Origin of the sequence: Citrobacter sp. EC_71 (genome assembly GCF_019584005.1) — a bacterium.
GTDB classification, from domain to species: Bacteria; Pseudomonadota; Gammaproteobacteria; order Enterobacterales; family Enterobacteriaceae; genus Citrobacter; species Citrobacter werkmanii.
The window spans coordinates 152,973-165,529 of sequence record NZ_VDAY01000004.1 but is presented as its reverse complement, the minus strand read 5'-3'; the positions used below and the strand labels follow the sequence as shown (position 1 = coordinate 165,529).

At 55.1% G+C, this 12,557-nt stretch carries 10 protein-coding genes; all 10 read left to right on the top strand.

Annotation, left to right across the window (positions count from 1 at the left end):
• The first annotated feature begins 98 nt into the window (after window positions 1–98).
• Window positions 99–1,169 carry a dihydroxyacetone kinase subunit DhaK gene (gene dhaK / locus FHD02_RS05880; RefSeq protein ID WP_061381208.1) on the top strand — a complete coding sequence of 357 codons (1,071 nt, stop codon included), beginning with the start codon at window positions 99–101 and terminating at the stop codon, window positions 1,167–1,169.
• 11 nt (window positions 1,170–1,180) lie between these two features.
• Window positions 1,181–1,813, top strand: a complete 633-nt coding sequence (gene dhaL, locus FHD02_RS05875) for a dihydroxyacetone kinase subunit DhaL (RefSeq protein ID WP_137370534.1) — start codon at window positions 1,181–1,183, stop codon at window positions 1,811–1,813.
• A 10-nt stretch (window positions 1,814–1,823) separates the two neighbouring features.
• The gene (dhaM, locus tag FHD02_RS05870; RefSeq protein WP_137370524.1) at window positions 1,824–3,254 is read left to right on the top strand and encodes a dihydroxyacetone kinase phosphoryl donor subunit DhaM; all 1,431 of its coding nucleotides are present in this window, start codon (window positions 1,824–1,826) and stop codon (window positions 3,252–3,254) included.
• A gap of 167 nt (window positions 3,255–3,421) precedes the next feature.
• On the top strand, window positions 3,422–5,134 hold the full coding sequence (locus FHD02_RS05865; protein WP_137370525.1) for an alpha,alpha-trehalase: 1,713 nt from the start codon (window positions 3,422–3,424) through the stop codon (window positions 5,132–5,134).
• 208 nt (window positions 5,135–5,342) lie between these two features.
• On the top strand, window positions 5,343–6,365 hold the full coding sequence (locus FHD02_RS05860; protein WP_137370526.1) for an ABC transporter substrate-binding protein: 1,023 nt from the start codon (window positions 5,343–5,345) through the stop codon (window positions 6,363–6,365).
• 26 nt (window positions 6,366–6,391) lie between these two features.
• Window positions 6,392–7,351 carry a FecCD family ABC transporter permease gene (locus tag FHD02_RS05855; protein WP_370867277.1) on the top strand — a complete coding sequence of 320 codons (960 nt, stop codon included), beginning with the start codon at window positions 6,392–6,394 and terminating at the stop codon, window positions 7,349–7,351.
• Window positions 7,348–8,109: an ABC transporter ATP-binding protein gene (locus tag FHD02_RS05850; RefSeq protein ID WP_043016073.1), complete on the top strand. Its 762-nt coding sequence runs from the start codon at window positions 7,348–7,350 to the stop codon at window positions 8,107–8,109. The genes FHD02_RS05855 and FHD02_RS05850 overlap by 4 nt, the downstream gene beginning before the upstream one ends.
• A 9-nt stretch (window positions 8,110–8,118) precedes the next feature.
• Window positions 8,119–8,931 carry a class I SAM-dependent methyltransferase gene (locus FHD02_RS05845; protein WP_220393684.1) on the top strand — a complete coding sequence of 271 codons (813 nt, stop codon included), beginning with the start codon at window positions 8,119–8,121 and terminating at the stop codon, window positions 8,929–8,931.
• Window positions 8,928–9,785, top strand: coding sequence for a ModD protein (gene modD / locus FHD02_RS05840; protein WP_137370528.1), 858 nt, complete (start codon window positions 8,928–8,930; stop codon window positions 9,783–9,785). Before FHD02_RS05845 ends, modD begins: the two co-directional genes overlap by 4 nt.
• A gap of 22 nt (window positions 9,786–9,807) precedes the next feature.
• Complete coding sequence (locus tag FHD02_RS05835) at window positions 9,808–11,778, top strand: TonB-dependent siderophore receptor (RefSeq protein WP_220393683.1); 1,971 nt, start codon at window positions 9,808–9,810, stop codon at window positions 11,776–11,778.
• The last annotated feature ends 779 nt before the right edge of the window (window positions 11,779–12,557 follow it).

The following is a 12,557-nucleotide window of genomic DNA, read 5'->3' as shown; positions in this document are numbered from 1 at the left end:
GCAGCGAGCGGTCGCCGTAGCGTTGTACAAACCGATACCCTACATCAGATGGCTGCAGAATTTTGGCAGCATCCAGGACTGTCTGCGGAGCATAAATAATGAAAAAATTGATTAACCGTGTTGAAGACGTACTGAATGAACAACTCGCCGGACTGGCGAAAGCTTACCCTTCCCTGGCCTTGCATCAGGACCCGGTCTATGTCACTCGCGCAGATGCGCCGGTGATGGGCAAAGTGGCACTACTCTCGGGCGGCGGCAGCGGACATGAACCAATGCACTGCGGTTATATTGGGCAGGGCATGCTCGCCGGGGCCTGCCCGGGTGAAATTTTTACCTCACCTACGCCGGATAAAATGTTCGAATGCGCCATGCAAATTGACGGCGGTGAAGGCGTCCTGCTGATCATCAAGAATTACACCGGTGACATTCTTAACTTCGAAACCGCCACCGAGTTGCTGCACGACAGCGGTATAAAAGTCACGACCATGGTGGTGGATGACGACGTCGCGGTGAAAGACAGTCTGTATACCGCCGGTCGTCGTGGCGTGGCGAATACCGTATTGATAGAAAAACTGGTCGGCGCGGCCGCCGAACGCGGTGACTCGCTGGAAGCCTGCGCGGCACTCGGGCGTCAACTGAATAACCAGGGGCACTCCATTGGAATCGCCATTGGTGCCTGTACCGTTCCGGCCGCCGGGCAACCGTCGTTCACGCTGCAGGATAACGAAATGGAATTTGGCGTGGGTATCCACGGGGAACCGGGCATTGACCGCCGAGCCTTCACGTCTCTCGACCAAACCGTAGATGAAATGTTCAACACGCTGCTGGAAAACGGCAACTACAGCCGCACGCTGCGTCATTGGGACAACGTCCAGGGCGCATGGCAGGAAGGCAAAGAAAGCAAGCGGGCGTTGCAAAGCGGCGATCGCGTCATTGCGCTGGTCAATAATCTCGGTGCAACGCCGTTGTCAGAACTCTTCGGCGTGTATAACCGCCTCGAAAGCCGTTGCCAGGATGCGGGGATTGTCATTGAGCGAAACCTGATCGGTTCTTACTGCACCTCTCTGGATATGACCGGCTTTTCAATCACCCTATTACAGGTGGATGACGAAACGCTGAATTTATGGGATGCACCGGTTCACACCCCTGCTCTCAACTGGGGTAAATAAGGAGATTCATGATGTCCCTCACCAGAACGCAAATTGTTAACTGGCTCTATCACTGCGGCGAAATATTCACTACCGAAAGTGATTTTCTCACCGGACTGGACCGGGAAATCGGCGATGCCGACCACGGTCTGAATATGCACCGTGGCTTTAGTAAAGTGGTCGAAAAACTGCCGTCCATCGCCGATAAAGACATCGGTTTTATTTTAAAAAATACCGGCATGGTATTGCTCTCAAGCGTTGGCGGAGCCAGCGGCCCACTGTTCGGTACATTTTTCATCCGTGCCGCCCAGGTCACTCAAGCCCACCAGAGCCTGACGCTGGACGAGTTGTATCAAATGATCCGCGATGGCGCAGAAGGCGTCATTAGCCGTGGTAAAGCTGAGCCTGGCGACAAAACCATGTGCGACGTCTGGCTACCGGTGGTCGAATCTTTACGTCAGTCCTGCGAGCAAAAGTTAAGCGTACAGGCAGCGCTGGAAGCTGCAAGCCAACAAGCGGAAGCTGCGGCGCAAAGCACCATCACCATGCAGGCATGCAAAGGCCGCGCCAGCTACCTTGGTGAACGCAGCATTGGCCATCAGGATCCTGGCGCAACGTCCGTCATGTTTATGATGCAAATGCTGGCTCAGGCGTCCAGAGAGTAAGGATAAAGCGATGGTAAACCTGGTTATTGTGTCTCACAGCGCCCAACTGGGCGAAGGCGTCGGCGCGTTAGCCCGACAAATGTTAATGGGCGATGGCTGCAAACTCGCTATTGCCGCAGGCATTGACGATCCCGAGAATCCGATTGGCACCGATCCTGTTAAGGTGATGGAAGCCATCGAGTCCGTGGCTGATACGGATCACGTGTTAGTGATGATGGATATCGGCAGCGCGTTACTGAGTGCGGAAACCGCCCTTGAGCTGCTTGACCCTGGTATCGCCGCGAAAGTCCGTCTGTGCGCCGCCCCGCTGGTTGAAGGCACGCTGGCCGCGACTGTTAGCGCCGCTGCGGGTGCCGATATCGAGCGGGTCATCCGTGATGCCATGAACGCCCTCGACGCCAAATGTGAGCAACTGGGTTTACCTTCGCCCTCGGCAGCAAAGTCCACTTCTGCTGAACACTCCCCCGACACAGATGCCCGTTCGATTGCCATTGTGGTGAAAAACCCCAACGGCATCCACGTTCGTCCGGCCTCGCGACTGGTATCTACGCTGTCTGGCTTTAATGCCGAAATGTGGCTGGAGAAAAACGGCAAGTGCGTCGTCCCTGATAGCCTCAATCAGATAGCCTTACTGCAGGTGCGTTGTAACGACACGCTGCGCCTCATTGCCCAAGGAGAACAGGCAGAAGATGCGCTGGCCGCATTCAAACAGCTGGCGGCAGAGAATTTTGGCGAATCGCTTGAGCCAACGCAAGCGAAAAACGCGGCGACTCAGGTCCCGTCACGAGCGACGGGGACGGTATTTTGTTACGCGCCATTCTCACCCGAAATAAGCCAGCAGCCTGCTGCATCATTGCAGACTGAGCAGCAGCGATTACAGGCCGCCATCCAGAGCACGCTGAATGATTTAAGCGAGCTAACCGCGCTTACTGAAGAGAAGTATTCCGCCGATATCGCCGCGATCTTCTCCGGTCACCACACGCTGTTGGACGATCCCGAGCTGTTCGATATGGCCTGCGACGTAATGCGTGAAAAGCAGTGTAGCGCCGCCTGGGCCTGGCAGCAGGTGCTGAGCGAACTCAGCCAGCAGTATTTACAGCTCGACGATCCCTACTTACAGGCACGATACATCGACATTGAAGATTTACTGTCTCGTTCGCTGCAGCATTTGACTGGAGTGACGGCGCAAATCCCGACGTTCACCCGCCCGACAATCCTGGTCGCGGACGTCATTTATCCGTCTACGGTATTGCAACTCGATCCGCTGACCATCAAAGGGATCTGCCTGCGTGCCGGCAGCGAGGCTTCTCACCCGGCGATTATCGCCCATGAAATGGGACTTTGCTGGATGTGTCAGCAAGGGGAGACACTCGATAGCATAAAGATGGGAGATACCCTCACTGTTGACTGCGTGGCACATCGGATAACCCATACAGGTTAATGTCATCAGCACACCCTTCTCGACAGGGTGTGCATCTTCTGCGTTCGTCGGGAAATGTCTGTTTATTCGCAAAATGGGGAGCCGATCACGCGCAACGGTCGATCCTGAACTAAGGTTTTCTCATGGTAAATGCCGCTGCTTCGGCACGCCGCTAAGGAGATTAACCGATGATAACACCAGAAATTCGCCATCCCGGCCTGCTTTCTGTCGCGATAAAACTGACGCTTGCCAGTACCCTTTTTGCCTTTACCTCTTTTACCGTCAATGCGGAGGACGCGCCAGCAACGACACCGCAACCGCCTGATATTCTGCTTGGCCCTTTGTTTAATGATGTACAAACGGCCAAACTTTTCCCTGACCAGAAAACCTTTGCTGACGCGGTTCCCAATAGCGATCCGTTAATGATCCTCGCCGATTATCGAATGCAAAAGAATCAATCTGGATTCGATTTACGTCATTTTGTCGGGGTGAATTTTACCTTACCGAAAGAAGGTGAGAAATACGTCCCACCAGCCGGGCAATCGCTGCGCGAGCATATTGATGGGCTGTGGCCAGTGCTAACCCGCTCGACAACCGATGCTGAAAAATGGGACTCGCTGCTACCGCTTCCGGAGCCATATGTGGTACCAGGCGGACGTTTTCGCGAAATATATTATTGGGACAGCTATTTCACCATGCTGGGGCTTGCCGAAAGTAATCACTGGGACAAGGTTTCCGACATGGTGGCAAACTTCGCTTACGAGATTGATGCCTGGGGACACATTCCAAATGGCAACCGCACCTATTATCTGAGCCGTTCTCAACCGCCGTTCTTTGCCTTTATGGTTGAACTGCTGGCGCAGCACGACGGGGATGATGCGCTGAAAAAATACCTTCCACAAATGCTCAAAGAGTACACCTACTGGATGGAAGGCGTCGAAACGCTCCAGCCCGGTCAGCAAAATAAGCGCGTGGTTAAGCTGGATGACGGCACCATTTTGAACCGCTACTGGGATGACCGCGATACGCCGCGGCCAGAGTCATGGGTGGAGGATATCGCCACCGCCAAAAGTAACCCGAACCGCCCGGCTACCGAAATCTACCGTGACCTGCGTTCCGCCGCCGCATCTGGCTGGGATTTTAGCTCCCGCTGGATGGATAACCCCAACCAGCTAGGCACCTTGCGTACCACCAGCATCGTGCCGGTCGATCTCAATGCGCTGATGTACAAAATGGAAAAAATGATCGCCCTCGCCAGTAAAGCCGCCGGTGATGATGCCAAAGCCGCGCAGTACGAAGGCTTCGCCAATGCCCGGCAAAAAGGGATCGAAAAACACCTGTGGAATGACAAAGAGGGCTGGTATGCCGACTACGATCTGAAGAGTCATAAAGTACGTAATCAGCTTACTGCCGCCGCCCTGTTCCCGCTGTACGTTAATGCGGCGGCAAAAGATCGCGCCAGTAAGGTCGCCGCGGCAACCCAGGCGCATCTACTGCAGCCCGGCGGTCTTGCTACCACCTCGGTGAAAAGCGGCCAACAATGGGATGCGCCAAACGGCTGGGCCCCGCTCCAGTGGGTCGCGGCATCAGGGTTACAGAATTACGGTCAGGATAACGTCGCCATGGACGTCACCTGGCGATTTCTCACCAACGTGCAGCACACTTACGATCGCGAGAAAAAGCTGGTTGAGAAGTATGACGTGAGCACCACAGGCACAGGCGGTGGTGGCGGTGAATATCCGTTACAGGATGGTTTCGGTTGGACCAACGGCGTAACGCTGAAAATGCTCGACCTGATTTGTGCCAAAGAAAAACCCTGCGACAGCGTACCCGCATCACGACCAACCCCGGACAGTACAACCCCTGCCGAGCCTAAAAAGCAGACTCAACCGACGCCTTAAGGTCATTACCTGAGCCGTTTTACGCCCTTAATCCGCGCTATGCCGCGGATTTTTTCTGTCTTATTTTCCGCCATTTAAGCTGTCTCTATGCCCCCTAGCCCTTATGGGGTATCCGGGGTTTTCATCCGTGAGAATTTGATTCTGAACATGTTTTTATTCGCTATATATGTAAATATATAGCGAATTTGTAACCTTCAGGATACCGATAATGGCACTGACAAGACGGATGTTTGCCCAGCTTGTGGCATCTGCACTGCTGCTACGCCATCTTCCCGCATTGGCGCAAACGCCGCTAACCGTTGCCGTTGGAGGCACGCCAGGGCCGAATATAACCCAACGCGTGGTCAGCGCGGGGGCGCCCGCCGACATACTGCTGCTGGCCGTCGCGCCGGAAAAACTGGTAGGGCTTTCCTCCTTTGATTTATCTCGCCAGACCGCCATCCCGTTCCACGATGATATTCGGGCATTGCCGAAACTGGGCAGGCTGGCTGGGCGCGCCAGTACCCTCTCACTTGAAGCGTTACTGGCGCTTAAACCCGACCTGGTTGTTGACTGCGGCAATGCCGATGAAACCTGGCTTTCTCAGGCCAGACAGGTGAGCGCGCAAACGCAAATTCCCTGGCTGTTGATTAACGGTGAACTGCGACGTACCCCGGAACAGTTACTCGCCGCCGGTGAAGCACTGGGAGTCGACTCGTGGGCCAGAGCTCAGGCCAGACTGGCTCGTCGGTTTATTGATGAAGCACTCGCGTTTTCCCACTCTTACGGAGCAAAGCTGCGTTTTTATGCCGCGCGCGGCGCCAGAGGGCTTGAGACAGGGTTACAAGGTTCACTGCATACCGAAGCGGCAGAACTGCTGGGCTTACACAATGTGGCGCAAATCCCTGGGCGACAGGGACTCACGCAGGTTTCAATGGAAAATCTGCTGAGCTGGCAGCCCGATATTATTCTGGTGCAGGATGCGGTGACGGCGCAGTACCTGAGGGAAGATCCGGTCTGGCAAGGAGTTAAAGCGGTTGCCAACCAACGCATTCTGTTTCTCAGCGGTCTACCGTTTGGCTGGCTGGATGCGCCTCCTGGCATCAACCGTTTACTGGGATTACGCCGCCTGCACGCCTGGCTTGATCCTCAGGTTAACGCGAGCTTTAAAGCCGATATGAAGCGCTACAGCGAACTCTTCTGGCATACCACGCTAAGCGATGCACAGTATCAACGTCTGGTGGCTGTCTGATGAAAACATCTACCCTCGGTTTTCTGATGATCGCGGCGGTGGTGCTCTGCGCGAGCGTCGCTGCAGTATCGGGCGCGTATCGCCTGGATGCACAGCAGGTCGTGAATCTTATTGCCGGTACAGATAGCGTCCCGATGCAGGACAAAATCGTCTTCTGGCAAATCCGTCTGCCGCGCATTCTGGCTGCATTGCTGCTTGGCGCGGCGCTGGCAGGCGCAGGAACCACCTATCAGGGCATGTTCCGCAACCCGCTAGTCTCGCCGGATATCCTCGGCGTGGCGGCGGGTGCCGGTTTAGGTGCCTGTACGGCAATCCTGTTCGGATTACCGATCCTGTTTATTCAACTGTATGCGTTCACGGGCGGTTTATTCGTGGTCGCCGGTGTCTGGTTGATTACCCGGCGAGTCAAGCGCCACGACCCAGTTTTAACGCTGGTTCTGGTCGGGATTGCGCTGGGTACGGTATGTGGCGCGGGGATTTCACTCATCAAAACGCTGGCCGACCCGTATACCCAACTCCCGTCTATCACCTTCTGGCTGCTTGGCGGTTTATCGACGATCACTTCGCACGATCTGTGGTTCTCGGCACCGCTGATCTTCGCAGGACTGGTCCCGCTATTGCTGCTGCGCTGGCGCATGAACCTGCTCACCCTGTCGGATGATGAAGCACGATCGCTTGGGATCAACGTCTCCCGATTGCGACTGGGGCTGATCGTCTGCGCAACGTTAATTACCGCCTGTACCGTCGCCATCGCGGGCATCATCGGCTGGATTGGACTGGTTGTGCCGCACATTGGCAGACTCATCAGTGGCAATAACCATCAGCAGTTGCTCCCCGTGTCCATGGGGATCGGCGCCATTTTGCTGCTGCTTACCGATACCCTCGCCCGTACGCTGAGCAGCACGGAAATTCCGCTGGGGATCCTGACTGCATTTATTGGGGCGCCGTTCTTTTTGCTGCTTTTGCTGCGGGGAAACCGGTCATGACGCTATTAATCGTGCGCCACGCGTCGCTGGGGTACCACAGTCAACAACCTGTGTTACGCGATGTCTCATTTCAGGTTTCGCCCGGCTCCGTCTGTTGTCTGATTGGCGCCAACGGCAGTGGAAAAACGACCCTGATGCGCACCATTCTCGGGGTTCTTCCGCCGCTTCACGGTGACATTCTTCTTGATGGCATCGCGGTGAATCATCTCAACGATCGGCAACGCGCCGCGGCCATCGCCTGGGTTCCTCAGGCGCATGACGGCGCATTTGCCTTCAGCGCGCTGGACATGGTGATGATGGGACTGGCCCCGCAACTGGCGGCATTTGCGGTTCCCGGGGCTAAAGAACATGAAATTGCCCATCAACAGCTGGCGATGCTGGGGATCTCTCACCTGGCGTCTCGACGCTGGAACACACTGAGCGGCGGAGAGCGGCAGTTGGTGTTAATTGCCCGCGCGTTGGCGCAACGTCCGCGCCTTTTATTGCTGGATGAACCTGCTTCCAGCCTGGATTTTGGGCATCAAATCCGCCTGCTCGACACGTTGGTGACGCTGAAAAATTCGGGTATGGCCCTGCTGATGTCGACCCATCACCCGCTGCATGCCCGGGCAATCGCCGACAGCGTGGTACGCGTCGAGCCAGACGGTGAAGTGTCGCAGGGACGTCCTGAACACCAGCTCGCCGCCGATCGTCTGGCTGAATTGTATCGCGTTACACCGTCACAAATTGCTCACCACCTCTTTGGCTCACATAATTAAGGGATAAGAATGCTCATTGACGACATTGATTTTGCCGATCTTTACCGTAAACAGTTACAACTGGCGAACAGAACCGAGAAAAAGCCGGAGCACTGGGATAAACGTGCGGAAAAAATGGCGGAGAATTGCGCCTCATTAACCGACAGCTATCTGCTGCAGCTGTTGGGGAAGATCGACCTGAAAGGCGCAGAGTCGCTGTTTGATATGGGCTGCGGGCCCGGTACGGTCTCGCTGGCGCTGGCTAAAAAGATGCCAATAATTTACGGCGTAGATTACAGCCAGGGAATGCTGAGCGTAGCTACCCGCCGCGCCGTACAAATGAATGCCCATCACGTACAGTGGGTGCAGAGGGCCTGGGAAGAGCACTGGGATGATTTACCCCAGTGCGATATCGCCGTCGCCTCGCGCTCCACGCTGGTTGCCGATATGCGCCAGGCGATGACCAAACTGAATAATCAGGCCCGGCTGCGGGTTTATACCACTCATCTCGTCAGTTCATCTTTCGTTTCTCCCACCATTCAACGTGTGCTGGGCCGCGAAGTGATTGAGCTTCCCAACTATATCTATGCGCTTAATGTCCTGTATCAGATGGGGATCCACGCGCACGTTGATTTTATCCGCGGACCCAACTGCCAGCAGGACAACAGCACCTGGACACATTTTCTCGAAAACGTGCGCTGGAGTATGGGGGACCTGAGCGCCGACGAGATCGAACGTCTGGAAGCCTGGTATCAGCAGCAGGATCCTCGCGCGATTGCCCCCGCCAGTCGTGACTGGGCGCTTATCTGGTGGGACAGCGTTCCGCAGGAGGCGCTGAGATGATCTACTTTTCGCAGGCGCAAACCGACGCGCTGCTGCTGGAAGATATCCAGGGCGGGGATCTGACCACCCGCGCGCTGGGTATCGGCGCGCAACCTGGTGTTATGACGTTTTACCATCGCCAGGGCGGATGCGTTAGCGGCACCGCCGTTGCCAGACAAATGCTCACCTCATTAGGTTTAACCGTCAGCGACGGGGTGGCCGATGGTGAACAGGTCAGCGCCGGACAGCAATTGATTCGCGCGCACGGAAATGCGGCGGCGCTGCACCAGGGTTGGAAAGCGGTACAAAATGTCCTGGAGTGGAGCTGCGGGGTTTCGGGCTATCTTGAGAGCATGTTGAGCCAACTGCGTCAGCGCTATCCCGATGGACAGATAGCCTGCACCCGCAAAGCCATCCCCGGTACGCGTTTGCTGGCGACTCAGGCAATACTCGCCGCCGGAGGCATCATCCACCGGGGAGGATGCGCCGAAACGGTACTGCTGTTTGCTAATCACCGTCGTTTTCTGACCAACCCAGACGACTGGACAAGTGTTATTGCGAGCTTACGCAGTCATGCGCCAGAAAAAAAGATCGTCGTCGAAGCGGATACGCCAGCTGAAGCAATAGCCGCACTACGCGCCGCCCCCGATGTCCTGCAGCTCGACAAATTTACCCCTGAGCAGGCAACAGAAATTGTCCGTCTGGCCCCTTCTCTGGCCCCCCATTGCACGCTGGCGCTGACTGGCGGCATTACCCTCGCCTCGCTGGCGAGTTATCTCGACTGTGGCATCAGACTCTTTATCACCTCCGCGCCTTACTACGCTCCGCCTGCGGATATCAAAGTTAGCCTGAGCCCGGACGCACGTGGCATATAACATTTATAAATGGACTAAAAGAATGAATTTCAACAAAAGTTGTCTTTACACAGCCCTGTCGTTTGCTTTCGCGCATAGTGCTTTTGCTGGGCAGGAAAGCGAAACCATGACAGTCTGGTCAAGCCCGGCCTCCGCGGCAACCACTACGGTTCTCGGCCAGGAAACGATGCAGCAACTGGATAAGCAAAACGTGGCGCAGGCACTGAGCGTTGTTCCCGGCGTCGTGCTGCAAAAGTCAGGCAACCGCAATGAACAGCAGGTGAAAGTCCGCGGTTTTGACAGCCGTCAGGTTCCCGTCTATTTTGACGGCGTGCCGGTATACATCCCCTATGATGGCAACCTCGATTTAGGCCGTTTTCTGACCTCCGATATCGCTTCGGTTGAAGTCTCCAAAGGCTACTCGTCGCTGTTACAAGGGCCGAACCAGATGGGCGGTGCCATCAATATCACCACCCAAAAGCCCACCAAACCGATTGAAGGCAGCATTGGCTATCGCCAGGGCTGGAGTCGTAGCAAAGACAATGCCCACGATATGCACGCTTCATTTGGCGCCAGCAACGATCTCGGCTACATCCAGCTCAGCGGCAGTCAGTTGAAGCAGGATTTCCTTGGCTTACCGCACGGCGTGGACAACCCTATTGCGGGCAGCAACGGCAAGATGATTAACTCCTCCGCAGATGACAAACGCGGCATCGTGAAGCTGGGCTTTACCCCAGGTGGTAATGACGAATATGTGCTGACCTATATTAATCAGGACGGTGAAAAAGATAACCCGCCGTACGCTGGAACCAGCAGTCAGAAATCACGCTACTGGCAATGGCCACAGTACGATAAAGAGAGCTATTACTATCAGGGCACCACCCATCTGGGCGATCGTTTCACCCTGAAAAGCCGTCTGTATCGCGATACCTTTGAAAATACGCTGATGATGTACAACTCACTTGCCGATCTGAAAAACAAGAAAGGCAACTACAGTCATTATTCAGACTATAGCGATGGCGCTGGCCTGCAACTTGCTGCGGATATGCGTGAAAACGACCTACTCTCTTTCGCCGTGAACTGGAAAGATGATGTTCACCGCGAGAAAGGCGCTCCGAATGCGGCTTACGATCGCTACGAAGACCGCACCTGGTCCGTTGCCAGCGAATACCAGTGGGCAGCGGCGGATAACGTCGATGTAGTAGCTGGAATAAGCTATGACTGGCGCGACAGTCTGGAAGGCATGAAGCACGAAAAAAATGGTAGCGTCACCCACTATGATGACAACAATCAGTCGGCCTTCAACTGGCAGATGATGACCAAATATCACTTTGAAAATTCAGACACATTAGCGCTGTCCTACTCTGACAGAACACGTTTCCCAACACTGAAAGAGCGCTACACCACCTCGAAACCGGCCTATAACCAGGTGGCGCTGGTCAATCCGCAGCTTAAACCGGAACGCGCCCGCAGCGTGGATCTGACCTGGAATGGTTCACTTGGTAAAGACTGGGGATTCGAAGCCAGCGTCTATTACAACCGCATCAGCGATGCCATTCTTTCACACAATATTGATGCCGATACCATCCAGAATCAGAACAGCGGCCGGGTGGATTACACCGGTCTGGATGCAGGCGTTAAAGGTAAAGTCTTTGATATGCTGGATGTTGGGCTGAGCTATGGCCTGATTCATGCGGATGTCAAACGCAGCGACATCGGCAAAATAACCGATTTGCCGACGCAAACCCTCACCGCATGGATGACGCTGAAACCGTGGGATCCGCTGAGCATTACGCTGTCTGAAGAGGCCCGCTCATCGAGCTATAGCAATAGCGACGGCTCGCAGAAAGCCGCAGGTTTCGCCATTACCCATTTACGCGCCGACTACGCCATCGGTCACGGGTTCAGCGTCAACGCTTCAGTCAATAACCTGTTCGATACACAATACGTGTACAGCGAAGGATTTATCGAAGAAGGCCGTAATTACTGGGCGGGAATTGAGTATCAATTCTGACATAGCGATGCAGAGAAACGGCCCCACTCGGAGTAATGCTGTTCAGTTAACGCCTTAGTTTCAGAAAGTATCGCCTGTGTGGGTAGAAGTTATGAATATGCACTCTCAGATAAAGGGTTCCGTTCACCTCATATCCATAGTTTCTCTGAAACGCCGATTCCTGTGAACGTGTAAAGGGCGTTCTTCGCCACGCCCTTTACAATCCCGGCTCCCGGCGGGAAAATTGCCACTTCGTGGTTCCCTCCGCTTATTCCTTCAGGCTATCGGGCCGGGCGCGAGGTAGCATCCATGCAAAGCGCGCCCTGACCCCGCATCCATGCGGGTTCTCCCGGCCTTACGGAAACACGTCGGCAATTTTCAGCCGGACCAACCACACCTGACCACCTGTATTTTTATCTGATTATGTCTGAACAGCAAAAGAGATTTAACTGAAAGTCAGAGAGTTGAAGCGATGACCCGTATCCGGCTGAAAATCGATGAGGCGTTGACGGCTGACCGGGTCTGTCCGCAGGGATGCGGACAGAGAGGACGGCCTGCAGGGACGTAGGCTCGGCCCCGACCCAACAGGCAGACGGAATAAGACGAATAGCTCACGCAGCGACGATTTTCCCGCCGGGAACCTGGGATGCAAGGGAGGTGGCGGCGAGCCTCCCTTGCACGTTCACGGGTGTCTGCGGTTCAGAGAAATGACACCGTTGAGGTGAACGAAACCCTGAGCAAGAATCACATGTTCACCTTACATGCTTAACTGAACGGCATTACCGCTCGGGGGCCGTTCG